Genomic DNA, 16,289 nt, shown 5'->3' on the forward strand with positions numbered 1-16,289 from the left:
GCTTTCCTGCGGTGTTCGGACTACACGGGCGCCTGGTCAATTCGCTCGCGGTCCGCACCCCTCACACTCTCAGACCGGCGGGTCGCCGGCCAAGCGTGTGAAAGCGCACGCCCTCCTCGGGAGGACACCCCGCTGCTTGGTTGCCGCAGGTGTTCGGCCGTAGTCCTCGTATATTGTATTCAGACAGCGGCAAAGGCACGGTCAGCTCAGGCACTCTGCAGAGCAACGACCGAAACCGGCCTGAGGACTGCGAGAGGCTCTGATGTCGGGTGCGCAACATCTGTCGGATCCATGACACGTCCGATTGGGCAAACGGCGTTTACAATCAGGCTTTCGGAATTGGCACAAGGCTTGATTGGGGCATGTCAGCAGCAAAGCCCGTGGAAGGAGCGGCAGCGGTGGTCTGCATCATCGGCTTGATCCGGACTGGGCATGAAGTCGGTTGTTCCGATGACACGACCGATCGCAACGCGCATGCGGGTTTGTCAGCATGATCGATTACTGGATCCTGGTCCGCGACAACATCGCTACGCGTTCGCGTCACGGCGCTGCGCCTGTCCCCGGTCCTCTGCCTGCCGGCAATAATATTCGACAGACAGCCGTATTCAACCGGCTCGAAGCCGAGGTTCGGCGCATCGACCTGGAAGGACCGGCTGCGGTTGACTGGAGCAAGGTCAACACTCTGTCGCTCAAAATCCTGTCGAGCCGGTCAAAAGACCTTCTGGTCGGCTCCTGGGTCACTTATGGCTTGTTTCGGGTCGAGGGATACGAGGGTCTTGCCATTGGCCTTGGCGTCCTGCGCGGTATGGTGGAGGCGCATTGGGAGCAGTTATTTCCGCCGGTCACGCGGGAAGATGCACGGGCCGGCGCGGTCGACTGGCTCCTTCACCTCGCCCCGGCTCTGGCCGCGAATGAGCCGACTGAAGCCGACGCCTCGGCAGTGATAGCCGTCCAGGATGCGCTCGATGGACTGGCTCGCGAGCTCAGGGGAAAGCTCGTCAACGGCCAGGTCACTCTGGATGTACTGCTCCGGGCGCTGCAATCGTATCACGAACGAGCCACCGCTAGCCTCAGCACCATGTCCGGTCGCAATGGCGATCGCCCTGCCCACATTGCCGGCTGAGCAGCTCAGCCGGCAACCCCAATGCAGCGCTGGCCTTGAGGCCGACGGCAATTGACCTGTCTTCATGAATCACTTGCTCACACGGCAGCAAGGGCGGGAATCCGCCTGTCCGGGTCCTGGCGCCCGATTGAGGTGAATCGACAATATCGGCATCCATTATCGCGATCGTCCCGCGGGGGGAGCTGCGGCGTGCCAGCGTTCGATCTTTCGCAGGCGTCATCCCGACGCAGTAGCCGCGCCAGCTGGGCAGTCCGCGCATCGGGACCATCGTCATCGCCTGCATCGGAGGGGCCGATGAGGGAAAGACGGTATCAGAAGCGGACCTGTCGTTCTTATCATCGCAAAAATTGATCGTTCCATCACATAAGTGGGTCATATGTTGAGTATCTGAATGAGTGCAACCATAAATCGTCACAACCATGCCGTTTCCTTACATGTGCATTCAGTACTTGCGGGGAAAATAGCGCGATGTCAGGTGCCGATTGGAGATCAGAGAGCGCATACCAGGATGTCAAGGAAGCAGAAGCGGCGGACATAGCCTGGGAGTGGCTGCGGCGTGATCGCGAGTATCAACAAGACTTCAGGGCCCTGCTCAGGAGCAAACAACCAGGTGGGACGGATCAATTCCGTCGGAAGTGGGGGCTGACGTTTCGCGGCTGATCCGAAAAAGAGGTTCGACGAGCAAGCTGTTTTCTGGTCGCCTGAGGCGCTCTCGACGGTGCTGATCGTCCGCGTGGCGATCCGCTCCACCGCGTCAAGTTCGTACGGACTCGATCTCGTCGGCCGGCCAGGCAACGAGCTTCGTCAGGCGCCGGATGGGTGGCATGCCATCGTGCAGCTCGGAGGAGCCAGGCATCGGCTTTGGCTGGGAGAGTATCCGCCAGACGGATCGCTGGTCGGACTCGACTTGCCGCTCGACGGCAATTTCGATCTCCGTTTGCAGGCTGCACATCGATTCTGGCTCGGGCTCGAACAGCGCCCGGTTGGACGGCCGCCGCTTGCTCAATCGATCGGGACCCGGCATCGGCAAGTCCTCGCCATGCGTGCAGTGGACGGGTGGCTGGAAGGTCACAGCTATCGCAACATTGCACAAGGCCTGTTTGGCAAGCCTCGCATTCCCGATCGAGGCTGGAAGACGCACGATCTGCGCAGCCGGACCATTCGCCTGGTCCAGACGGGATTGCGCCTCATTCGAGGCGACTGGCGTGACCTGCTCCGCCATAAGGGCAAAGACAGGGACGACAATACCTGAACCCGGGAGGCCGCGCGCCAGGTTGATGTGCATCATTTGAGGAGCAGTTCTCGACACTGATTTGACACGGTATCGTGGTTGCTCAATCCGGTAGAAAGTCCGCAGGTTTGTTCTCGCAGGGTGTCCGAGACGCCGATGGCGGTTCAACCAATGGCAGGGGAAAATCCGGGACAGCAGCTTCATTCACAAGGGAGCATCGCGACATGCAGGACGCGTCTGGAGACGTTGCAGCAAGGATCGCGCTCCCGCGCTCGATCAACGTTTCGCGGACCGGCAGAAACTCGAATCGCCCCTGGACGCGAGGCCAGTCAGCTTCGTCGACTGCAGCGGACATGGCTGCGCAATCAGCGATGAAGCGAGCGTGTGAAATGGATGGTTTAGCGGGATCGCCTGGCGTGGAGAGAATCGGGTCGATCATTTTGAGATCGACGGATTCGTGGCAAATGGAGAAAGCTCACGTCGTGGAGGCGATCGCGATGCCGGTTGGCGCTGGATACAATCTGACCGAGGAAGGGCCCAAAGCCGTGTCCGTTGATCGTCGAACCTTCACTGCAGGCGGATTTTCCGCGCTCGTATGCGGATACGCGCAGGTTCAGCAGGGGCGGACCGCGCCGGCCAGGAGCCCCGTCGTCGCCGGCTACGTCGCTCCATGGAAGGCGCGGGCAGGAGGTCCAGACATTACCACGATCCCGGCTCGCGAGCTGACCCATTTGATGTACGCGTTCGGCTCCGTTTCTGCGGAAGGACTGGCCGGACTTGCGGATCGTTGCCTCGACGCAGGAGCCTGCGACGGCACCTCGACCGCGAGTCCGTTCGGCGGCAATTTCGCCCAGCTCGCCGGATTGAAGCGGACTAGTCCGGAGCTTCGGATCCTGATTTCACTGGGTGGTTGGAGCGGATCGAAATACTTCTCGGCTGCCGCTGCCACGCCGGTCTCGCGCGCGCGGTTCGCGCACTCCGTCATCGAGGCGTTCTTGCGACCGTATCCTGGGCTGTTCGATGGTGTGGACGTCGATTGGGAGTATCCCGTCTCGGGAGGACGTCCGGACAATCTCGCGCGCCTCGATGACCGTACGAATTTCACGCTCCTGATCGCCGAACTCCGCCGAAAGCTCGACGAGTTTTCCGCACAGGAGCGCAGGGAGCTGGAGCTCACCATTGCCGTTTCGGCCGCGCCCGACAAGATCGTCAATCTGGAGGCGGCCGCTCTGGCCCGGCTGGTCGACCGGATCCATCTGATGGCCTATGACTATCACGCGGGCTCGGCCTTTGCCGGCTTCAATGCTCCGCTGTTCGCCACCGCAGGCGATCCGGACCCCGATCTCAATGTCGATGCAAGTGTGAATGCGTTGATCCGGGCCGGTGTGCCGCCGGGCAGGATCACGCTCGGAGCAGCCTTCTACGGCCGGGCGGTTGCTGACGTTCCGCAGGAGAACGGCGGGCTCTTTCAGAAGGGGGCGACGGTGAGCGGGGAGTGGGGAGGGAGCGACGGCATCGATTATCGGGATCTTGTCGCGCGGCGACCGCAAGAGCGGGGCTTTCGCCGGTATTGGAGCGAGGAGGCCCAGGTGCCGTGGCTGTATGACGCCGAACGGCGCATATGGATCAGCTACGACGATCCGCTCTCCATCGCACGCAAGGCGAGGTACGCGCGCGAGCGTGCACTCGCCGGGATCATGATCTGGGACCTGCTTGCCGACGACGGTTCGCTGCTCGCGGCCCTCCGCGTCCCTTCCGGGCGATCGTCCGAATAGGATCGTAGTTATCGCGTCGCGTTGAAGCACGTCAGTCGCGGACTATGGCGACGTGAGATCAGAGCCACGTCGGTTGAAACCAGCAATGTCGGAAATCTGACAATTCGTTGGCGACGTTCCAGAGGCATGCTGGCGGCAATGTGTCTTCTGTCGGATACGACGTGCGCACCGGATTGCGGACCGGCGTGGCGCTGGGCGGCGAGGTTGTAGATCCCGGCGAGTTGCGTCAGGCGGATCAGATGGCGGAACAAGCAGCATTCGGCAGCTTGTTTCTCTCTCCCGAAGGTAAGGAGTGCGCGGAGGCGCACTTCGCCGGCGACAGACTGCAATGAGGTCTGCGAGACGACCGCCAAAAACAGCTTGAATCGAACGTGGCGTGAGCTTGTAGGTTTGAGGCCATGACGAAAACGACACGCGGCGTCAATGAATCATCGGCAAGTCACGAGCTTCACGCTTCTCTTCAGGAGATCCGGACTTCGGCGCACCAGGCGTCAGGGCATCGTCGCGGTGCGTCGGTCGGGTTTTCTTCGAGAAGTCGCGCCACATCGCTCCAGCGCGTCGGAAGCCCGGCGCCTTTCTGTCATGCTTGTAACACGCTTCCGTCTCGCGCATGCCGGACGGCTCGCATGCAGCGCCCCGGGCTGGCGAACGTGCGAATTCGGGTAGCACCGCATGACGAGAGCGAAGATTTTTGAATGCGCGACTGCAAAGGAGTAGCGGTGACCTCCTACAATTTTCTCTTCGCCTCGTGGGGCACGCTCGGAAATCTCAGTCCGCTGCTTACAGCGGCCCGCCGATTGCGCCGGCATGGTCATCATGTTCGCCTGATCGCCGATCCGGCCATGCGGACAGAAGTCGAGGCCGCTGATTTCGAATTCGTGACATGGCGCCGTGCCCCGAAGGGGGAGGCCGCGGACCCGACAGATGTCTCGGACCTGCGGGATCGCATGCGCAGGGTCGTCTTTGAGCCTTGCTCTGCTTACGCGGCCGATATTCGCGACGAGATTGGCCGCGTGCCAACAGATGCGGTCCTCGGTCTCGACCTCCTGTTCGGCGCGGCGGTGGGGGCGCAGGCATGTGGCGTGCCTTTCGCGTTTCTCTCGCCTCACGTCAGCATTCGGATTCTTCCGGGAATGCCGCCTGCGACTTCCGGATTGGGGCAACCGAAAACGCCAAAGGAGCGCGCCGAGGTCGAGGCAGCCTCTGCCGCGCTCGCTGCGGCGATGAACGCGTCCCTTCCTGTCCTCAATAGAGCCCGCGTCGATTTCGGCCTGCCAGTTCTTCCAGACGCCATGGACCTGTTCGATCAGGCTGATCGAGTTCTGCTGGCAATCAGCCAGGCCTTCGATTTCGAAGCAGACGCTCTTCCGGGCAGCTTCCGCTATATCGGACCCTTGCTCGATGTGCCGGGCTGGTCCAGGTCGTGGCAGGCCCCCTGGTCCGCGGGACCCGATCGTCCCCGCGCGCTGATCGCCTGCAGCACGGGGGCGCAGGGCCAGCGAGACTTGTTTCAACGCGTCATCAATGCCGTCGGTGCCATGGATATCGAAGCTGTTTTCACCGCAGGTCCGAGTCTGGACATAGCCGGCTTTCGTGCTCCGAAGAACGTCCATCTGGTTTGCGGCGCGCCCCACGACGCCGTTATGAAGGATGTTTCTCTTGTCATATCCCAGGGTGGCCACGGGACGGTCACCCGTTCAATCATCAATGCCTTGCCGCAACTCATTCTGCCAATGGGACGAGACCAGTCGGCGAACGCAGCGAGGGTCGAAGCAAAGGGCGTAGGGCTTCGATTGCCGCCGACAGCATCCGAACCGGAGATAGCGACAGCGACAAAGCAACTGATCGAAGGATCGCAATTCAAGATCGCAGCCCGAAAGCTCGGCGAAGTTATCAAAGCCGATATCGATACATCGCCTCTTGTCAAGGAGATGGAGATTCTTGCCGCGATCGGACGCCGGCGACGGAGCCGCTCGTGACGAACTGCATCGGGTCCCGATCCGGCGATGGGGCGCATGCGCCTGGTCGAATGCATTGTCTCCCTGACGAAATATCTCGAAGCTGCGACATGGCGCCAGCCTTGACGCCGATCAGGAGAAATCTGGCCGTGCGCATTCATCCCGATTCGTTCGCCTTCACCCTTTTGTTTCGTCTTCCGGCGTCGTTCTTTCGGCCGGACATCCCGTCCAGATTGCTTGAATGCCAACCAGGTTAGGGAGGAAAAGACCGTGATTTCTTGTGGCACATTGCAGCCCGTCCTGTTGTGTCGCGACGGCGTACGTTTGGCACATGTTGAGGCCGGACCTGCAGTCCCGCAAACCCCTCCGCTGCTTCTTGTCAATGGCTGGACCGGCGACCACGGCATCTTCACGCCGCAGATCGACCATTTTGCTCAAAGCCGTCGTGTCGTGGCCGTCAATATTCGCGGCCACGGCGCCAGTGATGCGCCAAAACAGGAGTACACCATCGCAGGATTTGCTGACGATATCGCCTGGCAATGCGCTCAACTGGAACTTCTCAAGCCGGTTGTGATCGGCCACAGCATGGGAGGCCGCATCGCGCTCGAACTGTGCGGCCGCTATCCTGACCTGGCCTCAGGCGTGGTCATGATCGACACAATCGTCATGCCGCCTCCGATCTTGCGCGAATCCCGCGAGCTTACAAGGCTGCTGGAAGGCATTGGCGGGCCCGACTATCTGGCGGTCTCAAAGGCAAACGCCTGGGAGATGGGCTGCGATTTTGACGATCCCGTCCGGCGAAAGACGATCTACGAGACCTATGTGCTTCCGTCCTGCGAGAAAACGCCACAGCATGTGGCTTATTCGATGATGCGGAACGCAACCTTGAATTATGATCCCGTCCCTGCAGCGGAAGCCTGCCGGATTCCCATGGCCTATATTTCCGCAGATGTTCCGCTGGTGAACGCAACGCGCGACCTGGATCGGCTGCAGGAGATCTGTCCGCAGCTGGTAATAGCGAAGACAATGCTCGCCGGACATTTCAACACGATCGAGGTTGCAGATCAGGTCAATGCCATGCTGGATCGCTTCCTGGCCGTCGGCCTCCGCCGGAGCAGACGTAAAGCCTTAAATAGACGCGGAAATATCGATTGGCTGTGATCGCGTGCCAGATTGACGGCTAAGGCGAATTGATCCTGTTGGGTTCGCCGTTCCGAGTGTGGACGACTGCCCGTCGCCGCGGGTGCTTTCGATATCGCGTTCCTTCCAATATTTCGTTCGAGCTGAAATGCCGTTCTTCTCGAGCTGAGATCGGAGCTCTGTAAGGTGAGGCGCGCGTTGTTTATATTTTCGAGGAACGCATGAGTCGAACCTCAAGAATCTCTTGCTGGCGGCGGCACCCCTTTATTGGTCTCAGCCGGGATCAAGATACTGCATCGGACCTGGCTTGCTTGATCTTGGTGATCCGGTGCAGAGCGGCGATCCGTATCGACTCCGTCAGTTCCGACGGAAAGTTCTTCGGAAGCTTTTCAAGAACCCGGGCGAAAGCCGGCTCGAAACTTTCTACCAGAGACTCGAAAATTGCACGGACGACGGTAGCTCCGACACCGGAGATTTCGGCCGTCTGGATGAAGTGGCGAGGCTGAATTTCGCTCATTCTATAGTGACGGCTTTTGCCGACAGACATCGCGAGCCTGAACGCCTTGGGTTGAATCTGCTTTGCATCCAGGCTCGGTTGGGCCGCGAGCACGTCGTACAGGGGAGTGAGGCGGAAGCGCCCTCCGGGGCTTAGAAACACACTGAAGTTCTTGGCGTGACCATCCGCTGCTCCAACCAGCCAGAAAGCGATGGCTGCGCGCAAAAATGTCGCCAGATCCTCGGCCGGCACGTCGCTGCCCTTGAGCAGCTCCAGAATCTCTTTCATCCCCGGGCCGCCTTCCGACTGGTATTTCCTGGAGGGCGGAACCGACAGAGACTGGCAAACATCTTCCTGGGGAAGGCGCAGCAAGCGCCCGTCGCCTGTCCAGCGGCGATCAAATCGCTCGATGATGAGCGTTCGGCGTCGCCCGAAGTCACCGATCTCCGCGTTGGCAGTTGGCACGCCGAGGCCGGACAACAGTTTCAGGCAGAAATATTCGTTCTCAACGCTGTTGCAGAGGTCTATGCCGTTTGGCAGCCGGCCAATTTGCGGCTTGAGAATGTGCGTGGTCGCGGCAGTGCCGACCGGCTTGTACCATTTGCCATCGCGGCGAAGTAAGGCGGTTTTCTCCTGCGCGCCCGCAATCGAAATTCTGAATTCCTCATCCTCGCCAACCCCCAGCGGAGCTGCGGCGAGGTTCTGGATGATCTTGCCAATATCGGCGTTACTGATGGGTTTGCCGTCGACCTTCCCGGCCGGACCTGGATCGATCCCTTCAGGCAAAAACTGGAGCGCGCCAACGCAATCATGCCCGAGCGCGGTCAGCATGCTGTAGGCGTCGATTCCACTCGCGCCAACACGTTCGGCCACGCGTCTGCGGATCGGTTCGCTATCGGGAAGCAGATTGTCGAATACATTGATGACCGGCGCGCCGATGTAGCGGTCCTCCCGAAGGGGCAGCGATAGAGAAATCGGAAAAGTGGCTTTCCAGGCCAGCCATTGCGGATCGTACCGGAAATCGATTGCTCCGCTTGACTCGCGCCGAAGCGTGCCGACCAACCGTCCGTTGAGGAACACATGCAAGGGAGCGTTTGTTCGCGGACGGGCCATCAGAAGACGCTTTCAATGTCGGCAGCGCTCGCCTTGCTGCGCGTGCGGATGACCAACTCGAGATCAAGGGCCGCCAGGGTTTCCATCAGGGTGCGCAGCTGGATTGCAGGCGCGCCCCCCTCCAGGCGGGAAACTGTTCCCTGGCGCAGATGCATGCGCTTGCCCAGATCGGACTGCGTCAGTCCGGCCTGTTTGCGAGCCCGGCGTAATATGGCTCCCAGCTGCTTTTCCGTGCGGGCAATATCCTGCGTCATATCATATCAAACCTCCGCCAAAAATATACGGGATTGCGTATATTTTGTCAATATACGCGATCTCGTATATTTAGAATCTATACGCAAAACCGTATGAAAAGAGAATATACGCGATCGCGAATATGGCCTGTTCTGAAAGCCAGGGTCCGCAATCAGCGCAAATTACCGCTTCTCGACAATTAGGCCGCCAGTGAGGCTCATCGCCTTGCGTGCACTCATCAAGACGATGACGGAGGAGTTGCCTTCAAATCCAACGTGCCGGCGCCTCATCCGCCACAATCGCATGCGGTCCTGGATGGTGAACCGATGCGGCTGTTTAGCTTGGTGGCCGGTCAGCTTCCCGAAAGCTGGACCTGCCAATCTGGCGAAGTGGAGTCATCTCGGGGCTGATCTGCGAACTGCATCAAACGGAAACATCGTCAAACGGAGTTACGTAATGGTTCGAATCCATGACACTCTCGACGCGGCAACATCGGGTCCCGACAGTACATCACAGGCCACCCAGCAAGATGAAACCATAGGCCACGCGGCCTTTGACCTGCACCTGGACGAGATACCGCCGGAGCAGCAAGCCGCTGGAGGTCCTTCTGATCCTGATGTCTTCGACGAGGTGGAGGATCGCCTCGATGCGGTCAACCAGCACCCCGATTTGAAGCTCGTCGTCATTTCGAACCGCATTGCACCCTTCGATCCCAATAAACCTCAGACCGGTGGACTCGCCGCGGCCCTCGAGCCGGTCGTGGAACGTTCCGGCGCGGTCTGGGTGGGCTCTTCGGAGAACCGCGGCGACGGGACCGAGCGACCCCTGCCACTCGTCGAGACTGGTGCAGGCCATGTGGCGAGGCTCGATCTGCCAGCCGCGGACTATCCTGGCTACTATCGAGGTTTTTCGAATTCGACGCTGTGGCCAGCATTGCATTCCCTGCCGGACCGGATGTCGGGCTCGCAAAAGGATTATGCCAGCTATCGAAGGATCAACGACTTTATTGCGCGTGCGGCCTTCGACGTACGAGATAGGGACGCATTTTGGGTGCATGATTATCATTTGCTTCCGCTCGGGGCCGCCCTGGATGAGCTCGGCATTGAGCGGCCAACCGGCTTTTTCCTCCATACGCCCTGGCCGACGCCCGACATGATAGAGCGCGTGCCCAATCATCTTGAACTGATGAAGTCGATGCTGAACTACGATCTGCTGGGCTTTCAGACGAACCGGGATCTGAACAATTTCGTGGCCTGTCTGCGAACCCATTTCGGGCTGGAAAGCAAGGATGGCGTCGTGACCACCGAGCGCGGCCAGACGCGACTTCAAAAATTCCCAATCGGTATCGATCCCAGGCAGTTCGCGGATTATCTTGCGGCAGACCTCTCGCCCCCAGAGCAAGAAAGAATCTCCTCGCTGTTGCAAAGCTTCGAGGGCGCCAAGCTTGCAATCGGCGTAGACCGGCTCGACTATACGAAGGGGATCGACAAGCGGGTCGAAGCGTTCAATCAGGTTTTGGCCACCGAGCCGCCGCGCAGCATATCGCTGTTGCAGATCGCGCCGTCGTCACGCGCTGACGTCGAAGAGTATCAAAGATACAAAGACGACGTGGAGAACGCGATCAACCACGTCAATAACCAGCATGGCACAGACGAGTGGAGGCCGATCCACTACAAGAACGACTCGTTCAGCCAGGCTGCACTCGCGCGTCTTTACCGTGCTGCCCATGTTGGCGTCGTGACACCGTTGCGCGACGGCATGAATCTGGTAGCGAAAGAGTATGTTGCTGCACAAGACCCGAAGGATCCCGGCGTGCTGGTATTATCGAAGTTTGCCGGCGCGGCTGAAGATTTCAACGAGGCGCTGCTGGTGGATCCAAATCACCCCGAGGAGATCGCTGGCGCTATTTCGAAGGCGGCCAACATGCCGCTTGACGAGCGCATCGAGCGCTGGGAGTCGATGATGCACAAACTTGAATCATACACCATTCACAAATGGTCGGCGGACTACGTCCAGGAGCTGGACAAAAGCCGTGTCACGGTTCCGGCTGATCAGTTCCACCATCTCGGTCTTGGCTGGACCAACGAGGCTCAAATGCCCCTGTACCGGAACTATGCCGAGGCTCTCACCGCCTACAACGAGATCGACCCCGCGGATGCCGCTTTGAAGCAGGCTGCCTATGCAGACGTGAAGTCGGCCTTTGAGGCGCTTTCGGCCCCACTGAAGCATACACAGGACAGACTCTGGGATCGGACGGCGCTGACAGCTTCGCTCGATATTCGTCGCGGGCAAGCGCTCGGTGCCGGCGTGGAGTGACCGGGCGAAAAGTATAGCACGGCGGATTACACGTCTCTGTAGCAGCATAGAGCAACGATCCAGATCTTTGGCGCTGACGCGGTTCTTGCGGGCCGCGCAGGCCCGGGTGATGACCGGGAACGTTAATGAGCTGCGTCAAGCCAGCATGCGACTGGCCCATGACCAGAATGGGAGCGATGCAGCCAACTTCTTGTTGCTGAATGTAAACGACGCTGATGCGGGTAGCGGCGCCACCGGTCGGCGCGATGCTGTCCGTTGATCGTTCCGCGCCGGAAATGGGCGCTTGCCTATGCATCGCAACAGCGTTGTTGCGGAACAGTTCGAAGCCAGGCTTGCACTCGCCTCCTGCTAGCCCGGATGGCCTGGCTAGCTCGATTGAAAATCTCGCGCCGATGACATCCTTCGCGTGGTACGCCTTCGATGAAGGACCACGGGCTCGTGCCCGCCGGTCGATTCGGGATCATTCGAGCCTGACCCCAGCTCCCTAAAAGGCTGCTGATGACAGCTTCGTTGCGCCATCTTGTCTCAAGATAGAACCTGATCTGGCGCTTGAACCTGTTGTTGACTGTTGGCTCGGTTCCAACACGCGTTGCTACGCAGGCCCGCAATTGCGCTTCTGCCCTCATCATCGTGTCGTGTGCAAGCTCATCTGCAATCAGTCGATGAACCGGGTCGTCGGTATGTTTTGCGTGTTTCGCAAAGCGGAGCTCGTTACACTCGGCAGGTACTTGCGGTCACGAACCGGAAATCACCACGCACGCCGCCCTTGACCTGATCGCGATCCGGCTGCGCGATCAGTGCGCCGTTCTTTGTCTTGATGATCGTCATCGATAAATCTGCCCGATAACGCCCGCTGCGACGAACCGGCCCATATGCGGATAAGCATTGCGCTGGCCGGCGCTGTGTCGCTGTGTCCCCTCTTGATCACTGAGGATCGAAAATACTGGTGGCGTCTGACAGTCGATCCCGACGCCCCCCTGTTGGTGTCTGCTTCGCAACCAATGTCGGCAACCGGACGTAGTCGTGCAGGCTTGAGCGGCTGAAACTTGCGTTTCTTTAGCCGGCACGCAGCTTGCAGTGAATGGACCACCAGATGGCGTAAGCCGCGCTGTGTCATGGGTTGCGTGCTTGCGCTTCTCCTTGACGGGCCTGCGAGCGCGGTTCGACCTCAGCCGGAGAAGTCCATGAATACATCGTTTCTTTCCGCCGCGCTGCTTTCGATTGCCTGCTTCACCTCCACGGCGCTTTCACAGGAGCGCTTGGCTCCGGTGCCGGCTGATGATCCATTCCTCTGGCTCGAGGAGATCGAAGGGCCAGGGGCATTGGCTTGGGCTCGTGCCGAGAACGAGAAGACACTCGGGGTCCTCCAGTCAGACCCCCGCTACCAACGTTTTTACGAGCAGGCCCTCACCATCTTGCAGGCAAAGGATCGAATTCCATACGTTTCATTGGACCGGCACGGGTTGGAAAACTTTTGGAAAGACGAGAAGCAGGTGCGCGGTGTCTGGCGGCGCACCACACTGGCGAGCTATCGTAGCCAGGATCCGCAGTGGGAGACCATCCTCGACGTCGACGCGTTGGCGGTCGCCGAGAACAGGAACTGGGTCTTTCAGGGTGGCAGCTGCCTTCCGCCTGAAGAGCGCCTCTGCCTGATCAGTCTTTCCGATGGCGGCAAGGACGCCGCGTCGTCGCGCGAGTTCGATCGCGAGGCCAGGACCTTCGCTGCGGACGGCTTTTATCTTCCAGAGGGCAAGCAGACCTTCAGCTGGGTCGATCGTGACACACTCCTTGTTGCACGGGACTGGGGCGAGGGCTCTTTGACGCAAGCCGGTTACCCTTTTGTGGTGAAGGAGCTCAAACGCGCTCAGCCGCTCAGTGAGGCCCGCGAGATCTTTCGCGGCGAGCCCACCGATGTTGGGGCGCTGCCCCTGGTACTTCGTGACAGTGAAGGCCATGTCCATGCGACCGGGGCCATCCGCTCGATCGGGTTTTTCGAGCACGAGTACGTGGTCTTTCGCCCCGATGGGCCCGTCAAGCTCAATCTTCCGAAGAAGGCGGCGATCATAGGCCTCGTGAGTGGCCGTCTGCTTGTGAAGCTTGACGAGGAATGGACGCCATCCGGTGATGTCAGCTTCAGCGCCGGCTCGCTGATTTCGTATGACCTGACCGAATGGAAACAGGATCCGTTGCACGCCAAAGCCTCGCTTGTCTTCCAGCCCGGGGCCCGCCAGGCTCTAAGCGGGGTCCGTCCTACCAGGAACTTGCTGATCTTGACGATCCTTGAGAACGTTCAGAGTAAAGCATTCGTTTACAAGTACGATCAGGGAGCCTGGTCGGCGACGCCGATCCAGCTGCCGGAACATACAAATGTCAGCGTATCAGCCGCCTCCAATGAAGCGGACCAGGCGATGTTCGCCGTCTCAGACTATCTCAGGCCAACGTCACTCTGGTATTTTGATGCCGAAACTCAAAAGCTTGAGGAATTGAAGACGACACTCACTGCCTTTGATGCGTCCACTCATGTCGTAGAGCAGTTCGAAGCGACTTCGCGTGATGGCACGTCAATTCCCTATTCTGTGGTGCTTCCGACGAACGCAAGGTTTGACGGCGCCATTCCGACACTTCTTTATGGCTATGGCGGGTTCCAGGCTTCGCTTCTGCCCTCCTATCTCGGACCCGTGGGGCGGCTCTGGCTCGAACACGGCAACGCCTATGTCGTTGCAAATTTGCGTGGGGGCGGCGAGTTTGGCCCCCAATGGCATCAAGCCGCCCAGGGGGCAAAGAAGCAGACGACGTGGGATGATTTCATCGCCGTTGCCGAGGACCTGATCCGCCGCAAGGTCACAAGTCCGCGCCGCTTGGGAGTGATAGGCGGCAGCCAGGGCGGGCTGCTCGTTGGCACCGCAATCACCCAACGTCCCGAGCTCTTCAACGCAGCGATCATCCAGGTGCCGCTGTTTGACATGCTTCGATACACCAGCCTGGGCGCGGGCGCCTCCTGGATCGGGGAGTACGGCGATCCCGCTATCGCCGAGCAGCGTGCGTGGATCGAACCCTACTCGCCCTATCAGAAACTGGTGCCTGGCAAGACCTACCCGGCGCCTTTAATTCTCACCTCCACCAAGGATGATCGCGTGCATCCCGGGCACGGCCGCAAGGCTGCAGCGAAGCTCGCCGCGCTGGGCCAGCCTTATTTCTACTACGAGAACATCGATGGAGGGCACAGCGCCGCGGCCAATCTCATCGAAATCGCGCGTCGGCTGGCTCTTGAATACACCTACGCATCGAGGCGGCTTTGTTCTGAATAAAACCGGCAGATGGGCTGATCGAACCGAGTCCAGACCATTCATAATCTCGACGTCACCACGTCCGTCAGCTGAATTCAACGAGTCGCGAGCGAGGCGACAGCAGCGAACCAGCCAACCGGCGGGCAGGATGCTGGAGCCGGACTTCGAGGCGACTGGAGGAATTCTCTCAGCGCTATGGAGGACGCTCGAACGCAAGCCCGCAATTACCAGGGGCATGTAAGGTGCCTGGCCGGCGCCTCCCGGCCGGCGGTCAAGGTTTTGCCGGGCTTGATTGGCCCGCGACTTGCTACTCCAGACGGCAAGCTCCGTCGTCTTGTTCTGGAGAGATCGAGCAGCAGTCAACGCTGCACCGAACGGGATCTCAAATCCAGCTGTGCCTTTGAGGCCACAAGATCCAAGCCGCCTGTGTACCTCAATCGAGATCCGGGTGACAGCCAGGGCAGAGAGCCGGGCCGCTGAACTCGCGTGACAGGCCAGGACCAAACGAGGTCCGACTGGTCAGGCGTGTATGCCCTGTCAGCAATAGCGGTCGTCGTTCCTGGAGAAAGTCGGGCGCATGAAAGTCCAATAACAACAACCATCGCAGCTAGAGGCGGGAAAGAAGCAAGTCAGATGCGCAAGCTACCTATTCTGAAAAGCCTTCATCTGTTTGAGGCGGTCAGCGAGTTTCCAAGCTTCTCAAGGGCGGCCGAGCGGTTAAACATGACGACAGGCGCGGTAAGCTACCAGATGCGCCTCCTTGAGGACTGGTTCGGCAGGAGGCTATTCGTTCGGCATAGCTCAGGCGTGCGGCTGACATCCGACGGCGAGCAGCTCAAGCGCAGCTGTGCGAGCGCGTTCACAATGCTCGAGAAAGGCTGCTATGAGCTACGGAGGAACAACGCAGGACGTTCGGTGGTGGTGGGCTGCTCAACCACATTCTTGTCGCATGGCCTGTTGCCCCGTATCGGTGAGTTCCGCCAGCTTCATTCGGAGATTGATTTTGTCTTCGAGACCGGTGCCGATCTGGACGCGCTGGCTGTTGGTGCGGTGGATATATTGTTCGTTTCCGGCCTGTTGAGACGGCCGCTTCCCGTCCGTGAGGTGCACGTATCGAACGAGATGATTGGTCCTGTCTGTGCGCCTGCTGCCCTCAAGGCGATCAAAAGCCCGACAGACATTCTATCTATTCCTCTGCTGCACGAGGCCGTTCAGATGGACGCCTGGAACGAATGGGCCAGCGCAGCTGCAATATGCTTGGAGGGATCCCGGAACGTCGTGTTCGATTCATTTTCCCTGGCTGTCGAGGCGGCAAAAAGTGGGCTTGGAACCGCAATATCCTCCCAAATTCTGGTCAGGAGCAACCTCGAGAAGGCAGAACTCGTGGCTCCGTTTGGCTTTGTGCCGGTCAATCGTTCAATCTACATGTTTGTCAATGGACATGCGCGAAAGCTCGCGGCTGTTAAAGAATTTGAACGCTGGGTCCTGTCAGAAATACTGAGCAGGAATCATCCGCTATTGCCTTTCCAGGCCGCAACTTCAAAGATCAATCAGGCCGATCAATTGAAGCTGCCAGCTACGTCACTGCTGGCGCCAGCCCGTTGATGGCCATCATG

13 protein-coding genes are annotated in these 16,289 nt (G+C 59.6%); 10 read left to right on the plus strand and 3 right to left on the minus strand.

The genetic code is table 11. The features are described from left to right. Positions 1-490 precede the first annotated feature (490 nt). The 5 genes from ACVIHF_RS03415 to ACVIHF_RS03435 all read left to right on the plus strand — a co-directional run bounded on the left by ACVIHF_RS03415 (position 491) and on the right by ACVIHF_RS03435 (position 4,461). Positions 491-1,123, plus strand: a complete 633-nt coding sequence (locus ACVIHF_RS03415) for a type VI secretion system ImpA family N-terminal domain-containing protein (protein WP_456791620.1) — start codon at positions 491-493, stop codon at positions 1,121-1,123. A gap of 468 nt (positions 1,124-1,591) precedes the next feature. Next, positions 1,592-1,783 (plus strand): transcriptional regulator domain-containing protein, encoded by a 192-nt coding sequence (locus ACVIHF_RS03420; RefSeq protein ID WP_456791621.1) that lies wholly within the window; start codon positions 1,592-1,594, stop codon positions 1,781-1,783. 58 nt (positions 1,784-1,841) lie between these two features. Next, positions 1,842-2,375: a DUF2285 domain-containing protein gene (locus ACVIHF_RS03425; protein WP_456791622.1), complete on the plus strand. Its 534-nt coding sequence runs from the start codon at positions 1,842-1,844 to the stop codon at positions 2,373-2,375. 443 nt (positions 2,376-2,818) lie between these two features. Then, positions 2,819-4,129 (plus strand): glycoside hydrolase family 18 protein, encoded by a 1,311-nt coding sequence (locus ACVIHF_RS03430; RefSeq protein WP_456791624.1) that lies wholly within the window; start codon positions 2,819-2,821, stop codon positions 4,127-4,129. Positions 4,130-4,236: 107 nt separating this feature from the next. Next, complete coding sequence (locus tag ACVIHF_RS03435) at positions 4,237-4,461, plus strand: hypothetical protein (RefSeq protein WP_456791625.1); 225 nt, start codon at positions 4,237-4,239, stop codon at positions 4,459-4,461. 88 nt (positions 4,462-4,549) lie between these two features. Here the strand turns inward: ACVIHF_RS03435 and ACVIHF_RS03440 are convergent, their stop codons facing one another. Then, positions 4,550-4,741 (minus strand): hypothetical protein, encoded by a 192-nt coding sequence (locus ACVIHF_RS03440; RefSeq protein ID WP_456791626.1) that lies wholly within the window; start codon positions 4,739-4,741, stop codon positions 4,550-4,552. A 107-nt stretch (positions 4,742-4,848) separates the two neighbouring features. Here ACVIHF_RS03440 and ACVIHF_RS03445 point away from each other — a divergent pair, with 107 nt between their 5' ends. Both ACVIHF_RS03445 and ACVIHF_RS03450 read left to right on the plus strand, forming a co-directional pair. Then, the gene (locus tag ACVIHF_RS03445; protein ID WP_456791627.1) at positions 4,849-6,108 is read left to right on the plus strand and encodes a glycosyltransferase; all 1,260 of its coding nucleotides are present in this window, start codon (positions 4,849-4,851) and stop codon (positions 6,106-6,108) included. Positions 6,109-6,324: 216 nt separating this feature from the next. Next, positions 6,325-7,248 (plus strand): alpha/beta fold hydrolase, encoded by a 924-nt coding sequence (locus ACVIHF_RS03450; RefSeq protein ID WP_456791629.1) that lies wholly within the window; start codon positions 6,325-6,327, stop codon positions 7,246-7,248. A gap of 262 nt (positions 7,249-7,510) precedes the next feature. Here ACVIHF_RS03450 and ACVIHF_RS03455 read toward each other — a convergent pair whose 3' ends face one another. After that, positions 7,511-8,836, minus strand: coding sequence for a type II toxin-antitoxin system HipA family toxin (locus ACVIHF_RS03455; RefSeq protein ID WP_456791630.1), 1,326 nt, complete (start codon positions 8,834-8,836; stop codon positions 7,511-7,513). Beyond that, positions 8,836-9,090, minus strand: a complete 255-nt coding sequence (locus ACVIHF_RS03460; RefSeq protein ID WP_456781602.1) for a helix-turn-helix domain-containing protein — start codon at positions 9,088-9,090, stop codon at positions 8,836-8,838. The genes ACVIHF_RS03455 and ACVIHF_RS03460 overlap by 1 nt, the downstream gene beginning before the upstream one ends. Before the next feature lie 436 nt (positions 9,091-9,526). Between ACVIHF_RS03460 and ACVIHF_RS03465 the strand changes: the two genes are divergently transcribed. The 3 genes from ACVIHF_RS03465 (at position 9,527) to ACVIHF_RS03475 (ending at position 16,278) form a co-directional block, all read left to right on the plus strand. After that, complete coding sequence (locus ACVIHF_RS03465) at positions 9,527-11,386, plus strand: alpha,alpha-trehalose-phosphate synthase (UDP-forming) (RefSeq protein ID WP_456791631.1); 1,860 nt, start codon at positions 9,527-9,529, stop codon at positions 11,384-11,386. A gap of 1,184 nt (positions 11,387-12,570) precedes the next feature. Beyond that, complete coding sequence (locus ACVIHF_RS03470) at positions 12,571-14,694, plus strand: prolyl oligopeptidase family serine peptidase (RefSeq protein ID WP_456791632.1); 2,124 nt, start codon at positions 12,571-12,573, stop codon at positions 14,692-14,694. 612 nt (positions 14,695-15,306) lie between these two features. Continuing rightward, on the plus strand, positions 15,307-16,278 hold the full coding sequence (locus ACVIHF_RS03475) for a LysR family transcriptional regulator (protein ID WP_456791633.1): 972 nt from the start codon (positions 15,307-15,309) through the stop codon (positions 16,276-16,278). Positions 16,279-16,289: the final 11 nt, after the last annotated feature.

This window comes from Bradyrhizobium sp. USDA 4506, from assembly GCF_054058795.1.